A 17,195-nucleotide genomic window follows, 5' to 3' on the forward strand; every position below is an offset into this window, starting at 1 on the left:
CATCGGCCGTTGCATTCCGCAAATGATGGTGGATTGCGCTTCGCTGATCCGCCCTTCGCTCGCAATGACGATGACAATCGCCAGAGCCTGCTGCTACAGCGTCACCACGATCTTGCCGAGATGCTTGTTGGCGTCCATGTGTTCGAACGCCTTGCCGATGTCGGCGAATTTGTAGACCTGGTCGATCGGCAGCTGCAGCTTGCGTGCCTCGACCGCCGGCCAGATGTCCTTGCGCACCTCCTCGAAGATTTCGCGGATCTCCTCGATCGAGCGGGTGCGGAAGGTGACGCCGATATACTGGATGCGGCGCGCCGCGTGCAGGTCGAAGTTGAAGTCGCCATGGGTGCCGCCGAGCCGGCCGACATTGACGATGCGGCCCTTGACCTTGGTCGCCTTGAGGTTCTGGTTCGCGACCGGTCCGGAAATCTGGTCGACGATCAGGTCGACGCCTTCGCCTGATGTCGCCTGCAGCACCTGATCGACCCAGCCGGGATCCTTGGAATCCACCGCGAGATCGGCGCCGAACTCCTTCAGCCGGCCGCGCCGCATCGCGTCGGTCGATGAGCCCACCACGAGCCTGGCGCCCTTCAGCTTGGCGATCTGCATCGCCATCAGCCCGACGCCGGAGCTCGCGCCCTGGATCAGCACCGTCTGGCCCGGCTGCAGCGCGCCGTTGGTGACGACGGCGTTGTGCATGGTGGCGAGCGCGACGGGCAGGGTTGCGGCCTCGTCGAAATTCATGTTCGAGGGCGCGCGGAACAGCCGGCCGTGATCGGCCAGCGTGTATTCGGCGAACGCCGCGCCGCCGGAGCCCATGATCTTGTCGCCGACCTTGACGCCCTTGGCATCGGGGCCGAGCTCGGCGACCTCCCCGGCCCATTCCATGCCGAGCACGGTGCCGACACCGCCGGCCGCGCCGTGGACATGGCCCTTGGTCATGCCGAGATCGGCGCGGTTCAGCCCGCAGGCATGGACCTTGACCAGCACCTGGGTGCCCTTCGGCACGGGCTTGGCGACGTCCGTGATTTCAGGGCCGTTGGCTCCGTAGACATAGGCTTTCATGGGGGCATTCCCTTCGGTCTGAATCCTCATGGTGAGGAGCGCGTCTTCGCGCGTCTCGAACCATGAGGCCCGACTGTGGCCTCATCCTTCGAGACGCTTGCTTCGCAAGCTCCTCAGGATGAGGAGATAGAGCCGCGCGCGATCAAAACGCCTATTCCGCGGCCTGACGCTTGGCGCCGGACATCATCGCTTCCAGCCGCTCACGGATGATCGCTTCCGCTTCGTGGACGATGCGCGACACCAGCTCGGCGCAGGACGGAATGTCGTGGATCAGGCCCTGCACCTGGCCGGCCGACCAGATGCCTTCGTCGGCATCGCCTGACGCGTAGACCATCTTGCCGCGGGCGCCGGCGACCAGCTCGCGCACGTCCTCGAACTTGGCGCCTTCCTTCTCCATCTGCACGACCTTGGTCGAGATCGCGTTCTTGGCGACGCGCGAGGTGTTGCGCATGGTGCGGAAGATCAGCTCGGTCTCGCGCTCGTCATTGGCGACGATGCGTTCCTTCACGAGCTGGTGGATCGGGCTCTCCTTGGTGCACATGAAGCGCGTGCCCATGTTGATGCCTTCGGCGCCGAGCGCGAGCGCGGCGACCAGGCCGCGCGCATCGCCGAAGCCGCCCGAGGCGATCATCGGGATCTTCACCTTGTCGGCGGCGGCGGGGATCAGGATCAGGCCGGGGGTGTCGTCCTCGCCGGGATGGCCGGCGCATTCAAAGCCGTCGATCGAGATCGCGTCGGCGCCCATCCGCTCGGCGGACAGCGCGTGGCGCACGCTGGTGCATTTGTGCAGCACCTTGATGCCGTGCTTCTTGAACTCGTCGACATGTTCCTGCGGCTTGTTGCCGGCGGTCTCGACGATCTTGATGCCGCTCTCGATGATGGCCTGGCGGTATTCGGCGTAGGGCGGCGGCTTGATCGCGGGCAGGATGGTCAGGTTGACGCCGAACGGCTTGTCGGTCAGCTCGCGGCAGCGCGCGATTTCCTTGCGCAGATCGTCCGGCGTCGGCTGCGTCAGCGCGGTGATCATGCCGAGCGCGCCGGCATTGGCGACGGCCGCAACCAATTCGGCGCGCCCGACCCATTGCATGCCGCCCTGCACGATCGGGTGGTCGACGCCGAACATCTCGGTGAAACGTGTCTTGATCATTCTGCCCTCGTTTCCATCGGAATTTTCCGTGACGCGGACGGTGGCGCACGGTGTTGTTATGGGATGTCGAGGGAAGGATGCAGTCCTGTCCGGCAATTGTCTACCGGCGACCTGCGGCGCGCCCATGCGGAAATGACAGGCCGCGGCGGTCAGGCGAGGGCGGGACGGAAATCTTTCGTCATCTGTTCAGGCGCTCGTGATCGAACACGCAGCGCCTGGCTGAGAGCAAGGCAAAGAAGGCGCTGTTACGCCGGCACGGCGTCTTTCTTCGACGCGGCGGTCTCCTCGTCGAACGCGGCGGCGATGTCGCGCATGCTGACGACGCCGATCAGGCTGTAATTGTCGATGACCGGCACGTGGCGAATGTGGTGCTTGGTCATGAGATGACGGATGTGCTCGAGCGTGTCACTCGATGTGCACGAGACCAGCTGTTGCACCGAGACGAATTGCGACACCTTCATGCTCGCGCCGGCCGCACCGTGCTCGGCGATCGCGCGCACCACGTCGCGCTCGGTGAACATGCCGACGGCGGTGTTGCCCTCGGTGCGAACGACATCCTTGACCACGAGCGCGCTGATATTGCTGGCGCGCATCAGTTGCGCGGCGATCGCGACGGTCTCGTTCATGCGCACCGTGGCGACGCGGGGGGTCTTCTTGCGCAGGATATCTCCGACTTGCATGGCAACCTCCTTGGTTATCGTTGACTGGAGTCTGGTATACAAAATGCCAATTGTCAACGTGACTGTCACAGGAATCTACCATCAGGAAACGGCTTAAATAGGCAGGTTTGCTGACATTTCCGACGATTGTGAGCGGCGAGGGCGATCTGGCGCGCTAAGCGTCCTGGTATCTGGCATCCCTGTCTTGGCAAAAGAAAAGAGGCGCACCGAAATGCGCCTCCATCAGTCTCCGGGGAAATGTCGGGACCAAGCGGTCCTGATCGGGTGGTCTTTAGCCAAGCCGTCCTGTTAAGCCGTCTTGTTAAGCCGTTTTGGCGCTCGTCGCGGTCTCTTCCGCGGCGGCAACCTCGTTACCGTTGATGAAGGCGCGGCGCATCGGCTTGATCACGAACAGCGCCATCAGCGCCGCGGTGGCGTTGAGGGCGACCGCGATCACGAACACCGCCTGCCAGCCATAGCTGGCGGCAACGATGCTGGCGGCAGGCACCAAGAGCGCTGCGGTGCCCTTCGCGGTGTAGAGCATGCCGTTGTTGGTGGTCGCGAACTTCGAGCCGAAGGTGTCGCCGCAGGTCGCCGGAAACAGCGAGTAGATCTCGCCGAACACGCCGAAATAGACCGCGGTCGCCAGCACGAACACCACGGGGTTGTGACCCCAGGTGGATAGCGTGAGCAGCATCAGCGCGCCGGTGCCGAACGCGATGAACATGGTGTGCTCGCGGCCGATATTGTCGGACACCCAGCCGAAGAACGGCCGCCCGAAACCGTCGAAGATGCGGTCGAGCGAGATCGCGAAGGTCAGCGCGGCCATCTGGAAGCCGGCGAGCGTGACCGGCGTGTTCGCGATCTTGTAGTCGTGCGCGATCGGCGCGATCTGCGCCGCCGCCATCAGGCCGCCGGCGGCGACCATCACGAACACCAGATACATCACCCAGAAGATTGGGCTGCGCAGCACCTGCGGCGGCGTGAAGTCGACCTTGGTCTGCGGCAGATTGAGCTGCTTCTTCTTCGGCGGGATCGAGACCGCGGGCGGCTGGATGAAGAAGGCGAGCAGGAAGACGATCAATCCCTGTCCGATGCCGAAATCGAAGAACGCAGTCTGATAGCCGCTCGCGGCGATCATCTTTGCAATCGGCACCACGGTGAGCGCGGCGCCGGCGCCGAAGCCGGCCGCGGTCGCGCCGGCGGCGAGGCCGCGGCGATCGGGAAACCACTTCAGCGCGTTGCCGACGCAGGTGCCGTACACCGCGCCGGCACCGATGCCGCCGAACACCGCGGCGGTGTAGAGCAAGGCGAGCGAGTCGGCATAGGAGTTCAACACCCAGGCGAGCGCGATCATGATGCCGCCGAACATGATGACGAGCCGCGGGCCGTATTTGTCGACGAACCACGCCTCGACCGGCACCAGCCAGGTCTCGGTCACCACGAAGATCGTGAAGGCGAACTGGATCGCCGCGCGGCCCCAGTGGTGCGCGCCGTCGATCGGATCGACGAACAGCGTCCAGCCGTATTGCAGGTTCGCGATCATCGCCATGCAGACGATGCCCATGACGAGCTGCAGCCAGCGGAAGCCGCTGGACGAAGGTTGAGCTTGTGTGACGGCAGTATTGCTGGAAACCATCAAGTCCTCCCGAGCGCGCTGGTCTTGTGACCGAGTGTCGCAATTATTGTGGCGTATCGTCGCAAGCGCGCGGCGGAAGTTGGTATACTATATTCCAGAAAGCAAGCCCTTCATTCTGCTGCAATGCAGCAAATCTGCCCTTAGACGCGCCGCTCCGGACGGCCTCTTCCTAACGGCAAAATGAAAAGCGCCCGGCTTTTGACCGGGCGCTTCGCAGTCTGTGGTGAAGGGCGGTTGCTTACGCCGTAGCCGATTTCGCGACCACGATTTTTCGCCAGGGCTTGAGCAGGGCGATCGCGAGCAGTGAGGCGAGGATGTTGGCGCCTGCCGCGATGATGAACACCTTGTCCCAGTTACCCGACGATTGCTGCATGTAGTTGGCGATCGGCACCAGCAGCGCCGCGGTGCCCTTCGCGGTGTAGAGCAGGCCCGCATTCGTGGTGGCGAACTTGGCGCCGAACGTATCGGTGCAGGTCGAGGGGAACAGTGAGTAGATCTCGCCCCAGGCAAAGAACACGAAGCCCGAGAGCAGCACGAACCAAACCGGGTCGTGTCCCCAGAGGTAGAGCATCCAGATGCCGATGCCTTCCATGCCGAAGGCGATGAACATCGTGTTCTCGCGGCCGATCATGTCGGAGATCCAGCCGAAGAATGGACGCGTCAGACCGTTGAGGACGCGGTCGATGGTCGCGGCGAAGGTCACGGCCGTCATCGTCACCGCCATCAGCGTGACCGGCACGCTGTCGACCTTCCAGTCGACCGCGATCGGCTTCAGGTTCGCGGTCACCATCAGGCCGCCCGCGCCGACGATCACGAACATGAAGTACATCAGCCAGAAAATCGGCTGCCGCAGCACTTCGGTCGGCTGATAGTTGCGCCGGGTCTGGATGATATTGGCATTCGCCACGACGGCCGGCACCTGTCCGGCCTTCGGCGCCAGCAGGAAGAAGGAGAGCAGCACAATGATGATGCCCTGGCCGAGACCGAAATAGAGGAAGGTGGTCTGGAAGCCGGAGTCCTTGATCATCGCCTGGATCGGCGCGACCGTGAGCGCCGAGCCTGCGCCGAAGCCGGCAGCGGTGATGCCCGCGGCAAGTCCGCGCTTGTCCGGAAACCATTTCAGCGCATTGCCGACGCAGGTGCCGTAGACGCCGCCGGCGCCGATGCCGGCGATGATCATGCCGAGATAGTAGCCGTTCAGTGTCGTCGCCTGCGCGTTGATCGCCCAGCCGAGCGCGCAGAGGATGCCGCCGACCAGCACGACGATGCGCGGACCGTATTTGTCGACGAACCAGCCTTCGACCGGCACCAGCCAGGTCTCGAACAGCACGAACAGCGTGAAGGCCCATTGGATCGATGCGCGATCCCATCCGAATTTCTTCTGGATGTCGGGGACGAAGAACGTCCACCCGTATTGATAATTTGCGATCATCACCATCGCGGCGACGCCGATCGCGAGTTGCGTCCAGCGATAGGTGTCGCTGACACGCGCGGCCGCAGGGGCCGCAGTTGCCTGAACCATGTCCGACATAGATCCTCCCAGTGCGCCCCTTGTCGTTGCTTATGAGCGCGCGACGGCCATCTTGGTATCCGATATGCCAAGGTTCAAGCTGTCGCAGGGGCAGCGCGCGCTTATGCCGCACAGGACTCAGCCCGGGCACCCCGGGAGACTAGTTCAGCGCGCAAGGAAATGGCCCCGAAAATCGGGGCCATTGGTCGAAGGTTCAATGTCAGGTCGCATCTTGCGACGGAAGCTGCATCCGGCGGAGAGCGCCGGAAATCCCTTGGCTTAGAGGCCGAAGCGCGGCAGGTCGCCGTTGCGATTCGAGATCTCCGCGCTCTTCATCAGCAGGCGGTCGATCGAGGCCAGCAGGCGGCCGAACAGGGTGGAGGAGGGCGCGAGCGTCAGTACGGTGGTCTTGGACATTGGTGTCCCCTTTCATTGGAGGCCAGCAATGGGCCGGCTCATCATCTGCAGCCAAACTATGTATACCAGATGCCAGATACAACGAGCTTGTTTGCATAGCAGCATTCACGACTGTGCAATGCAGCAAAATCGGCTGATTGGCACTCCGGATTGGCGTGGAAGGGGAGCAGCCCGGCGGCGCCGCCGGGTCAGAATTTCCAGCTAAAACTGGCCTTTACCGAGTGATCCTGGACCCGGTCGGCGAGCTGGCCGACATAGGCGATGCCGATGCTGGCCTGCGGCGTGACCCGCAGGTCGAGCCCGCCTTCGACCAGCGCCGCGTTCCGCGCCAGCGGGGCGCCGGCCACGGTGAATCCGGTTCCCAGGCTCTGGAACGCGAGCGCCGCCGTCGGGGTCACGTCGCCGAAGGCGTACTGCCAGGCCACCGAGGCGCGCGGCGTCAGCTGCATGCCGTTGGTGAGGGCGAAGCTGGTGGCGATGCGGGCGCCGAGCGAGGAGTAGCCGACATCCTGGTTGCTGCCGGCGCCGCGCAGCGCGGCGGCGCCGCTGCCGCCGGTCTCGGCGAAACTGTCGGTGTTGAGGTGGGCCCAGGCGAGGCCGGCGAACGGCTCGAGCGCGGCGCGGCCGAGCGATAGCCCATAGCCGATCTCGCCGAACACCTGCGCCGTGGTCGCGTCATAGCGGGCGCGCGCCGTGTCGAAGAAGCCCGGGAACACGATCGAACGGCTGGTGTCGAGCGTGCTGAAGCTTGCCGAGGCGCCGCCGCGCAGATTGACTGCGCCGTAGCTCGCGCCGACATAGCCAGCGAGATGTGCGGTCTCGATATCGGCCGAACTTGTGCGATCGCCGACATGAACCGACGAACTGGTGTAGCCGCCGGCGATGCCGGCGATCCAGTTCGGCGCGAATCTGTGATCGACGCCGCTGAAGAAGCCGGCGAGGTCGCGCGTCATTCCCGCGGCATTGCCGTCGCCGTTCAACCGGCCCCAGGCGCCGACCCCCTGTGCCCAGAACGTGGTGTCCGGAATCTGCGCAGGGCGCGCGAGCGGCGGCGCCTTGACCGGAAACGCGGACCGCTCGGTGCCGGCATAGGCGAGCGCGGTGCTCACCGACAGCTGGTCCATCGCAGCGGTCTGCGGGCCACCCGAACCGAGCGCCGCCATCGGTCCGCTGCCGCCGGCGAACGAAGCCTGCCGCAGACGGCCGAGCACGGCGTCGCGCAGATAGCGCGAGTCGTCGAGCATCGCGGTCTGCGCGCTGGCATGCACTTCGCCGGACAGCGCATCGAACGCCTGCCGCGCGCCGGCGGCGTTCTGATTGAGGATGCTGATCACCAGCGGGCTGGTCTGCGCGCTCGCCTCGAGGGCGTTCGACACCGCGAGCTGGTTCGGCGTCTGCGCGACGTCGGGGAAGGTGGTGCTGTTGCGCGCCAGCGTCAGATACACGTTGCCGGGATCGTAGCTCAATGACGGAGTGAGGAAGGTGAGGCTGCTGGTGACGTCGGCAAAGCTGCCGGTGACGCCGCTGTTCGCGGTGAGGATGGTGTAGGTGGTCTGCGGCGCATAGGTGCCGTTCTGCGCCAGCGCCAGCACGCTGCCGCCGCCGAGTGTCGCCTTGCCGGTGGCGACGATCCTGTCGGACTGGCCGGCGGCACTGGCTTCGACCTGATAGATCGAGCCGGCCGCGAAGCTGACATTGCCCGACACGTTCAACGTGCCGATCGAGTTGCCCGGCGCCACGGTGCCGCCGCTCGCAATGCTGAGATTGCCGACGGTGCCGTTGCCGCCGAGCGTGCCGCCGGCATTGACTGTGGTCAGCAACGAGGACGCGATCGAGCCGTTGACGCTGAGCGTGCCGCCGTCGACGGTGGTGGTGCCGGTGTAGGTGCTGTTTGCGGTCAGGATGGTCTTGCCGGCCTCCACCAGCACCGAGCCCGCGCCTGATATGATCGGGTCGAAGGTGTAGTTCGCAGACGTGTGGTTGAAGACGATGCTGCCGGTGCCGGCGCCGAACGTGACGGTCGGCGTGTTCAACGTGCCCGGCGCTGCGGCAGCCTGGCCGAGCCCGGCGCCGATGTTGACGGTGCCGGTCGAGCCGGCCTGATTGGCAACACCGAAAAGCGGCGTCGTGACGATGCCGCCGTTCTGGATCGTCAGCGTGCCGGTGCCGGCATCGCCGACAAACAGGGCGAAGCTGTTGGTCCAGGACGAGCCGGAGCCGGTGACCGTGACCGTGCCTTTCGAGCCGGCGAGGAAGCCGATGTCGCTGCCGATCATGCTGGCCACCGCGCCGTTCTGAATGGTCAGCGTGCCGGTGCCGCCACCTCCGACATTGAGAATGCCGCCGTGGGTCCAGGACGAGCCGGGGCCGTCGATCGTCACCGTGCCGTTCGAGCCTGCAATGACGCCGATACCGGCAATCCCGCGAGTCGCGCTGGGGGCGGTGGTGACCGTGGCGCCATTTTGAATGTCGAGCGTGCCGGTGCCGGAGTAGCCGACATACAGGAAGTCGGCGCTGCTCAGGGACGAACCGGCGCCGTTGACGACGACGTTGCCGTTGGAGCCCACATTGGAGCCGATGAAGGTCGTGTCGTTGCTGACCGCGCCGCCGTTCTGGATGTTGAGTAGGCCGGTGCCGACATAGCCGACATGAAGCTCCTTGCCGACGAGAAGCGATGAACCGGCGCCATCGACGGTTACGTTGCCGTTGGATCCGAAGATATAGCCAAGGTAGGTATTTGAGCCGGCGCCGTTGCTCACGACGCCGCGGTTCTCGATGTTCAGCGTGCCGGTGCCGGCGGTGCCGACATAGAGTTCGGCGGAGTTGGTCCAGGACGAGCCGGGGCCGGTGACGGTGACGGTCCCGCTCGAACCGGGGACAAAGCCCACGCGGCCGTTGCGATCGCTCACGGTGCCGCCAGCCTTGATTGTCAGCACACCGGTTCCGTTTGCGCCGACAGCGAGATCGTCAGTCATGTTCCAGGACGAGTTGGGTCCGGTGACCGTCGCAGTCCCGCTCGAGCCAGGCAAAGACCCGATCAGGCCGTTGGTACCGGCAACGGTGCCGCCGTTCTGGATCGTCAGCGTGCCGGTGCCGGCCACGCCGACAGTGACACCGGGACTGAACCACACCGAGCCGAAGCCATCGACCGTCACGGTGCCGTTCGAACCGGCATTGTTTCCGATGAAGCCATTAAGGTCGTTCAGCGTTCCGCCGCCCGAAATCGTCAGCTGGCCGTTGGCGTTTTGGCCGATAGTGACATTGGTGGCTTGCCCTGCGGTCCCTGCGATCGCCGTGGGGTTGGGCGAGGTCGTATCGATCACCGCGTTGTTGGGGTTGGCCGGAAGCGTGTTCGGCAGCCAGTTGCTGGTGTCGGTCCAGCTGGACGAGGTGGCGCCGGTCCAGACGATGTCGGCCGCATGGGATGGCACCGGTGTTACCGCGAGCAGCGCCAGCGCAACCAGCGATGTCGTGCCCAGCAGGGCGCCGCGGAACAACGCGCGCCCGTGGCGCGCGAGCGATTTTGCCTCGAAACAATCAGTGCATGTGTCGTCGAATTGTCCTACAGCGGGACGTTCCGCTGCGTCTTCCAATGGGGTCACCGCATTCAGTCCCGGTAGTAACTCGAATTGTTGCAACTTTCGCCGGGCCATGCGTGTTGCTGCCCCTGACGATGTCGCGCGATGTGTCGGACTCGACACAGCCGAGAGATTCCGTAATCGAATGCGATCTGGCCATTACCCTAAGGGGTATACCAACGCGCGCACGAACGATAAGACGGCGAGCGAGGCTTTGCTGCAACATGTGGGCACGTCGTGACGTTGCAGCGATCGCCAAAAAATCAAATCAAACCTGGTCGATCAGAATCCCATGCAACGGGACAGCAAGCTCAACGACGAGATCATTCGTCTCTACGAATCTGAGTCCAACCTGCACACGCTGCCTGGTGTCCTGTTCGCCGGCGTCGGCCGCCTGGTCGATGCGGAGGTGGTGAGCTTCACCGAGTTCCATCGTCCGAGCTGGGATTTCCGGTCGTTGATTTCGGTCGGCGACGATCCGGAGGTTCGTGCCCGCGGCATGCAGGCGTTTGCGAAGCACATGCACTCGCATCCGTTCTGGCAGCACGATCCGGCGTTCTATGGCGAACGCGCGCTGCGCGAGTCGGATTTCTTCAGCGACGAGGAATTCGTCGAGCTGCCGATTGCCAAGGAGGTGTTCCTGCCGTCGGGGGCGCGGCGGATCATGGGGATCGCGTTCGAGCACGCCGGTTATGTGGTCACGGTTGTCGGCCATCGCGTGGTGGGACGGCCGGCGTTCAGCGACGAGGAGCGCGACCGGATGCAGGGGTTTCGTCCCCACATCCTACGCGGCTACCGCCAGGCGCAGGAGCGAACGCTGGCGGCGCTGACGCCGAGCGACCGCCTGCGTCTGGCATTTCCCGCGTTGACGCCGCGCCAGATCGAGGTGGCGTCGTGGATCGCCCAGGGCAAGTCGAACGAGGAGATCGCTGCTATCCTCGGTGTCGGGCTCGATGCCGTGAAGGCGCACGTCAAGGCGATCAACAGCAAGATCGATTCCGACAGCCGGCGCGCCGCGATCGTCATCGCCCACACCACGCCGCCCTTCGCCGACCTGCCGCCGCTGTGGAAGCTCGGCGTGGAAGGTTGAGGGCGCGCGGCTAGTGTCCCGAATCCGAAGTTCGCATCATTTGCCGCACCTTCGGAGCGAACTTCGGATTCGATAAGGACACTAGCAAACTTATGATTCTAGTGTGCTTTATGAATGCGAAGTTCGTGAAGAAGTTCGTGAAAGTGGCTGCCGCGAAATCGCACGAACTTCGCATTCAGCACACTAGTTCATAAAAGAAGGCCGCCCAAATGCGGCGGCCTCGAGTGAGCGGGTTTGCTTTTCTTCTTGGCCGATGAAGGGTCGGGGCCAAGTCCCTTCGCCGCATTCGCTTCACCGCGTCCAGTCTTCGCCGGCGCACAGCGTTCCCATGCAGCCGCGAACGTTCAGCGTGCCCGGCGAGACCAGCGTCACCGAGCTCTCATAGGTCTTGCCGTCGTCGGCGTTGTAGATCCGGCCGGCCCATTTGTTCGGGCCGGCGGACTGCATGTTGATGAACAACGATATGCCCATGACCGGCCGGGTGCGCTGGCCGGGATCGGCGTTCTTGTCGTCGAGCTGCGGCTTGCCGGTGGCCTTGTCCGTCGGCTCCTTCAGCCAGACGACGCGGCCGCACAGCGCGCTGCCGCAGCGATGGATCTTGATCCTGGCGTCGCCGGACTGGGTCAGCCAGACGCCGGCCGGATCGTTGGCCTTGTCGCTCGCCTTGGCGGCATCGGCGGGGCTGCCGAGCAGCGGGATGTGGAACGCGGCCACGATCAGGCGGCGCGTGAGGTGAGCGTGGATCAACTGCTTCAGGGCCTTGCGCAGGCCGTTTTGGTCTGGGATTACCGTCATCATCCACCTTCTTCATGAAAAATTTCATGATAAACATGAAATAAATCACGTTTAAGGTTGAGTCAATGACATTGCCTCGGCATGATGTGATCCGGCCGTAACGGCTTTTTTGGCAAAGAATTTTTTGGATGGATGCGATGGGGAAATCGGTTCGTGAGCAGCGCCAGCTCTGGTTTCGAAGGCTCGATCGGGCGTTCTGGTTAATCTGGGCGGCGTTGCCGGTCGTGTTGTGGCTGGCCTATTACCGCACCACCACCGCATCGGCGACGATCGCCGAGAGCCTGATCGGCGAGCAGGCGAAGTGCGCGGCCATCGTCGCCAACCCGCTCACCATGTCGGCCAAGGGCCAGGTGCTGTTCTGGTCGCTGTTCGCGCTTGGGGTATCGTTTTACGCCGTGCTGATCGGCATCCTACATCGCATGGTGAACCGATTCGCCAACGGGCGGATCTTCGTGTCCGAAACGCTGCAGGGTGTCTGGTGGATGGGGATCTTCCTGGTGGTCTGGCCGTTTGTGGATACGATCACGACCATCGCGGTGACCTATGCGCTGTATCAGCTCGGCGACATCAAGTTCTTCCTGCCGAGCTACGGCGTCGACGTCGGCACCGTCGCGGGCGGCGTGTTCCTGATGGCGCTGAAATTCGTGATCGAGCAGGCCATCCTGTTGCAGTCCGAAAACGATCTGACGATCTGAGGGTGATGCTTGTGCCCATCGTGGTGAACCTCGATGTCATGCTCGCAAAGCGCAAGCGCCGCCTCGGAGACCTCGCGGACGCGATCGGCATCTCGATCCAGAACCTGTCGATCCTGAAGACCGGCAAGGCCAAGGCGATGCGCTTCTCGACGCTGTCGGCAATCTGCCGCGAGCTGGACTGCCGGCCGGGGGATATTCTGGAATACGTGCCGGGCGATGAGGGCGGCGACAGCGAGAACGGCGAGGGTGGTTGATCCGGCCTGCGATTGATTGCCAGGCAGCGTCGTCTCGTTCACCCGAGATATGTTTGCTGCGTGAGGCCATCGCTCCGCACTTTGATCTGAATCAATGTCCGCTCACCGCCGCTCCTTAGGTTCATGTCCAAGGCAGCGGCCCGGATGCCGTCCCCCCAACGTCCCAAGTGAGAGACACGATCATGGCGGTCGCAGACGGCGACGCAGATGCACGGCGTCGCCGAACGCGAATGGAAATCTTCGCCTTCCTGTTCCTGACCGCCATCCTGATGCCGGGGCTCGCGGTCGCGACGGTGGGGTCATACGGGCTCGCGGTCTGGATCTACCAAATGGTGGCCGGCCCTCCCGGTCCGCCCCCGCCGCATTGACAGGGAGAGACATCGTTGTGCGCAAGACCGCGATCAATCGCCGTATGTTGATTACCGGCCGCGCCTTGACAGCGGAGCGCGTCGTGACGCCACCCGGGGGCGAGATCGCCAGCATCCTGGTGCAGGCCCGGCCCGAGCGCCTTGATGCGGTCGAAGCCGACATCCTCGCCGTTTCCGGCTGCGAGATTTTCGGCCGCGACCCCAGAGGCAAGCTCGTCGTGGTTGTCGATGCACCCGATGCCGGTGCGCTCGGCGCGACGTTGAACACGATCGCCCTGTTACCGCACGTTCATTCCGCCTCGCTGGTGTTTCACGCCATCGACGTCTGCTGAAGTGCCGGGAGGCAAGCCATGACCGAAACCAAGCTCGACCGCCGCCAGATGCTGAAGCTGGAGGCCGCCGCGATCGCCGCAGCGGCCGGTGGAATGCCGGTTGCGTCGGTCGCGGCAAACCTCGTCACCGAACGCGATGCCAGCGAGCTCGACTGGAACAAGGCTCCCTGCCGCTTCTGCGGCACCGGCTGCAGCGTCATGGTGGCAACCAAGGACAATCGCGTCGTCGCCACCCATGGCGATATCAAGGCCGAGGTCAATCGCGGCCTCAACTGCGTGAAGGGCTACTTCCTCTCCAAGATCATGTACGGCCACGATCGCCTGACGCAGCCGATTCTGCGCAAGACCAACGGCAAGTACGACAAGAACGGAGACTTCACCCCGGTCTCGTGGGACGAGGCGTTCGACATCATGACCGACAAGTTCAAGGCGGCGCTGAAGCAGCGCGGGCCGAGCGGTATCGGCATGTTCGGCTCCGGCCAATGGACGGTCTGGGAAGGCTATGCGGCTGCAAAACTGTTCAAGGCCGGCTTTCGCTCCAACAACATCGATCCCAACGCGCGCCACTGCATGGCCTCCGCCGTGGTCGGCATGATGCGCACCTTCGGCATGGACGAGCCGGCCGGCTGCTACGACGACATCGAGGCCACCGATGCCTTCGTGCTGTGGGGCTCCAACATGGCGGAGATGCACCCGATCCTGTGGACGCGGGTGACCGACCGCAGGCTCTCGGCGGCGCATGTGCGGGTCGCCGTGCTTTCGACCTTCGAGCACCGATCGTTCGACCTTGCCGACATCGGGATCGTGTTCACGCCGCACTCCGATCTCTACATCCTGAATGCGATCGCCAATCACATCATCAAGACCGGGCGCGTGAACAAGGATTTCGTCACCGCGCATACCGTGTTCAAGCGCGGCCAGACCGACATCGGCTACGGCCTGAGGCCCGATCATCCGCTGCAGAAGAAGGCGACGGGCGCGGCCAAGGCCAACGATGCCACGGATATGAGCTACGACGATTACGTCAAATTCCTCGCCGACTACACCCTGGAAAAGGCGGCGAAGATGTCGGGCGTTCCGCTCAATCGCCTGGAGGCGCTGGCCGAGCTCTACGCCGATCCGAAGACCAAGGTCGTCAGCTTCTGGACCATGGGATTCAACCAGCACACCCGCGGCGTCTGGTGCAACAATCTGGTCTACAATCTTCACCTTCTGACCGGGAAGATCGCGGAGCCCGGCAACAGCCCGTTTTCGCTGACCGGGCAGCCCTCGGCCTGCGGTACCGCACGCGAGGTTGGCACCTTCTCGCACCGCCTCCCGGCGGACATGGTCGTCACCAACAAGGCGCATCGCGACAAGGCGGAGGAGATCTGGAAGCTGCCGGAAGGCACGATTCCGGACAAGCCGGGCTATCATGCGGTATTGCAAAGCCGGATGCTGAAGGACGGTCTGCTCAACGCCTACTGGGTGCAGGTCAACAACAATTTGCAGGCCGGTCCCAACATCAACGAGGAAACCTATCCCGGTTTCCGCAACCCCGACAATTTCATTGTGGTTTCGGAAGTCTATCCGACCGTCACCGCGCTCGGCGCCGACTTGATCTTGCCGACCGCGATGTGGGTGGAAAAGGAAGGCGCCTATGGCAATGCCGAGCGGCGCACCCAGTTCTGGCACCAGCTCGTCACCGCGCCGGGCGAGTCGCGTTCGGACCTCTGGCAACTGATGGAATTTTCCAAGCGTTTCAAGATCGAGGAGGTCTGGCCGGAAGAGTTGCTGGCAAAGAAGCCGGAGTATCGTGGCAAGACGCTGTTCGATGTGCTCTATCGCAACGGCCAGGTCGACAAGTTTCCGGTCTCCGACATCGCGTCGGGCTACGCCAACGACGAATCCAAGGCGTTTGGCTTCTATGTCCAGAAAGGACTGTTCGAGGAATATGCCAGCTTCGGCCGCGGCCATGGCCACGATCTCGCGCCGTTCGATGCCTATCACGGCGAGCGCGGGCTGCGCTGGCCCGTCGTGAACGGCAAGGAGACGAAGTGGCGCTTCCGCGAAGGCTCGGACCCGTATGTCGGGCAGGGCAGAGACGTGCAGTTCTACGGTTTTGCCGATGGCAAGGCGCGGATCTTTGCGCTTCCCTACGAACCGCCGGCGGAATCGCCTGATAGCGAATACCCCTTGTGGCTCTCCACCGGCCGGGTGCTGGAGCATTGGCACTCCGGCACCATGACCCGCCGCGTGCCCGAACTCTATCGCGCGTTTCCCGAGGCCGTCTGCTTCATGCATCCGGATGATGCGCAGGAGGCCAAGCTACGACGCGGCGATGAGGTCAAGGTAATCTCTCGCCGCGGGTTCATCCGGGCGCGGCTGGAGACCCGCGGCCGCGATCGGCCGCCGCGAGGTCTGGTGTTCGTCCCCTGGTTCGACGAGTCGAAGCTGATCAACAAGGTGACGCTCGACGCCACCGATCCGCTCTCGCTGCAGACCGACTTCAAGAAATGCGCCGTGCGCATCGAGAAGGTGCTGCCGTCATGATCAGGAACCTGCGCGTCGTTCTGCTCATCCTGGCGATAGGGGCCGGCACCGGTACGCTGGCGGCGCAATCGCTCAATTCCGGGCTGCGCGGGCCGACGCCGCTCGATAATGAAGGCCCGGCTCCGCCGATGATGCCGACGCGCAATACGTCCGAGCGGGAGGTCAGGAACTATCCCGAGCAGCCGCCGGTGATTCCGCATTCGATCGACGGCTACCAGATCGATCTGAACAGCAACAAATGCCTGTCCTGTCACGCGCGCGCCCGCACAGGCGAGTCGCAGGCGCCGATGGTCTCGATTACTCATTTCATGGACCGCGACGGCCAGTTCCTTGCGTCGATCTCGCCGCGCCGTTTTTTCTGCACTGAATGTCACGTACCGCAGAGCGTGAGCAATCCGCCCGTCAGCAACGACTTCGTCGACATCGACACCATGCTGAGCCGCGCGGCTCCGGGCGGCCGTCGATGAAGGCGGCCGACCCGCAAACCTCGAAGGAGGGGCTCTTCCGACGCGCATGGGCCTTCGCGCGCGAGCTGTGGGACGTGCTGGTGCGGCCGAGCACGGTGTTCGGGCTCGGCGTGCTGGTGATCGCGGGTTTCGTCGCCGGCGTTATCTTCTGGGGCGGCTTCAATACCGCGCTCGAGTTGACCAACACCGAAAAATTCTGCACCGGCTGCCATGAGATGCGCGAAAATCTGTTTACAGAGCTGAAGTCGACCATCCATTTCACCAATCGCTCCGGCGTCCGCGCCACCTGCCCGGACTGTCACGTTCCGCACAACTGGACCGACAAGATCGCGCGCAAGATGCAGGCCTCGAAGGAAGTCTGGGGCCACCTGTTCGGTGTCATCGACACCCGCGACAAGTTCGTCGACAAGCGGCTCGAGCTCGCGCTGCATGAGTGGGCGCGTTTCAAGGCCAACGATTCACTCGAATGCCGCAACTGTCACAGCGCGGAATCAATGGATATCACCAAGCAGTCGCCGCGCGCTTCGGTGGCGCACCAGCGCTTCCTATTTACCGGCGAGAAGACCTGCATCGATTGCCACAAGGGCATTGCACATCACTTGCCCGACATGCGCGGAGTTCCGGGCTGGCAATGAGCGACGGCTTTCGCC

General features: G+C 63.8%; 16 protein-coding genes. 8 read left to right on the plus strand and 8 right to left on the minus strand.

Translation table 11 applies throughout. The features are described from left to right. Positions 1-93: 93 nt before the first annotated feature. The 7 genes from QJT82_RS00795 to QJT82_RS00825 all read right to left on the minus strand — a co-directional run bounded on the left by QJT82_RS00795 (position 94) and on the right by QJT82_RS00825 (position 9,931). A complete protein-coding gene (locus QJT82_RS00795) occupies positions 94-1,062 on the minus strand; it encodes a zinc-binding dehydrogenase (RefSeq protein WP_028345245.1) in 969 nt (322 codons plus the stop codon). A 151-nt stretch (positions 1,063-1,213) separates the two neighbouring features. Beyond that, on the minus strand, positions 1,214-2,209 hold the full coding sequence (locus tag QJT82_RS00800; RefSeq protein ID WP_018270747.1) for a nitronate monooxygenase family protein: 996 nt from the start codon (positions 2,207-2,209) through the stop codon (positions 1,214-1,216). 245 nt (positions 2,210-2,454) lie between these two features. Then, positions 2,455-2,889, minus strand: coding sequence for a CBS domain-containing protein (locus QJT82_RS00805; protein ID WP_028331534.1), 435 nt, complete (start codon positions 2,887-2,889; stop codon positions 2,455-2,457). Between the two features lie 301 nt (positions 2,890-3,190). Then, complete coding sequence (oxlT, locus tag QJT82_RS00810; protein WP_028345244.1) at positions 3,191-4,507, minus strand: oxalate/formate MFS antiporter; 1,317 nt, start codon at positions 4,505-4,507, stop codon at positions 3,191-3,193. Positions 4,508-4,745: 238 nt separating this feature from the next. After that, complete coding sequence (gene oxlT / locus QJT82_RS00815) at positions 4,746-6,038, minus strand: oxalate/formate MFS antiporter (protein WP_026192541.1); 1,293 nt, start codon at positions 6,036-6,038, stop codon at positions 4,746-4,748. Between the two features lie 258 nt (positions 6,039-6,296). Next, complete coding sequence (locus QJT82_RS00820) at positions 6,297-6,434, minus strand: hypothetical protein (protein WP_167350443.1); 138 nt, start codon at positions 6,432-6,434, stop codon at positions 6,297-6,299. 188 nt (positions 6,435-6,622) lie between these two features. Continuing rightward, a complete protein-coding gene (locus QJT82_RS00825) occupies positions 6,623-9,931 on the minus strand; it encodes an autotransporter domain-containing protein (protein WP_028345243.1) in 3,309 nt (1,102 codons plus the stop codon). A 373-nt stretch (positions 9,932-10,304) separates the two neighbouring features. Here QJT82_RS00825 and QJT82_RS00830 point away from each other — a divergent pair, with 373 nt between their 5' ends. Continuing rightward, entirely contained in the window at positions 10,305-11,102 is a 798-nt protein-coding gene (locus QJT82_RS00830) for a helix-turn-helix transcriptional regulator (protein WP_028345242.1), read from the plus strand. Positions 11,103-11,393: 291 nt separating this feature from the next. On the opposite strand, the gene QJT82_RS00835 is transcribed toward QJT82_RS00830, so the two are convergent. After that, positions 11,394-11,897, minus strand: a complete 504-nt coding sequence (locus tag QJT82_RS00835; RefSeq protein ID WP_259266145.1) for a DUF2147 domain-containing protein — start codon at positions 11,895-11,897, stop codon at positions 11,394-11,396. Between the two features lie 137 nt (positions 11,898-12,034). On the opposite strand from QJT82_RS00835, the gene QJT82_RS00840 reads away from it, so the two are divergent. The 7 genes from QJT82_RS00840 (at position 12,035) to QJT82_RS00870 (ending at position 17,180) form a co-directional block, all read left to right on the plus strand. Continuing rightward, a complete protein-coding gene (locus tag QJT82_RS00840; protein WP_176936754.1) occupies positions 12,035-12,592 on the plus strand; it encodes a DUF2975 domain-containing protein in 558 nt (185 codons plus the stop codon). A gap of 11 nt (positions 12,593-12,603) precedes the next feature. Beyond that, positions 12,604-12,846 carry a helix-turn-helix transcriptional regulator gene (locus tag QJT82_RS00845; RefSeq protein ID WP_028345239.1) on the plus strand — a complete coding sequence of 81 codons (243 nt, stop codon included), beginning with the start codon at positions 12,604-12,606 and terminating at the stop codon, positions 12,844-12,846. Between the two features lie 182 nt (positions 12,847-13,028). Continuing rightward, positions 13,029-13,214 carry a periplasmic nitrate reductase, NapE protein gene (gene napE / locus QJT82_RS00850; protein ID WP_028345238.1) on the plus strand — a complete coding sequence of 62 codons (186 nt, stop codon included), beginning with the start codon at positions 13,029-13,031 and terminating at the stop codon, positions 13,212-13,214. An 11-nt stretch (positions 13,215-13,225) separates the two neighbouring features. Beyond that, on the plus strand, positions 13,226-13,546 hold the full coding sequence (locus tag QJT82_RS00855; protein WP_028345237.1) for a chaperone NapD: 321 nt from the start codon (positions 13,226-13,228) through the stop codon (positions 13,544-13,546). An 18-nt stretch (positions 13,547-13,564) separates the two neighbouring features. Continuing rightward, the gene (napA, locus tag QJT82_RS00860) at positions 13,565-16,078 is read left to right on the plus strand and encodes a nitrate reductase catalytic subunit NapA (protein WP_028345236.1); all 2,514 of its coding nucleotides are present in this window, start codon (positions 13,565-13,567) and stop codon (positions 16,076-16,078) included. After that, entirely contained in the window at positions 16,075-16,545 is a 471-nt protein-coding gene (locus QJT82_RS00865) for a nitrate reductase cytochrome c-type subunit (RefSeq protein WP_028345235.1), read from the plus strand. Before napA ends, QJT82_RS00865 begins: the two co-directional genes overlap by 4 nt. After that, entirely contained in the window at positions 16,542-17,180 is a 639-nt protein-coding gene (locus QJT82_RS00870) for a NapC/NirT family cytochrome c (RefSeq protein WP_028345234.1), read from the plus strand. The genes QJT82_RS00865 and QJT82_RS00870 overlap by 4 nt, the downstream gene beginning before the upstream one ends. The last annotated feature ends 15 nt before the right edge of the window (positions 17,181-17,195 follow it).

It is taken from the genome of Bradyrhizobium sp. Mp19, assembly GCF_029952935.1.
Lineage (GTDB): Bacteria > Pseudomonadota > Alphaproteobacteria > Rhizobiales > Xanthobacteraceae > Bradyrhizobium > Bradyrhizobium elkanii.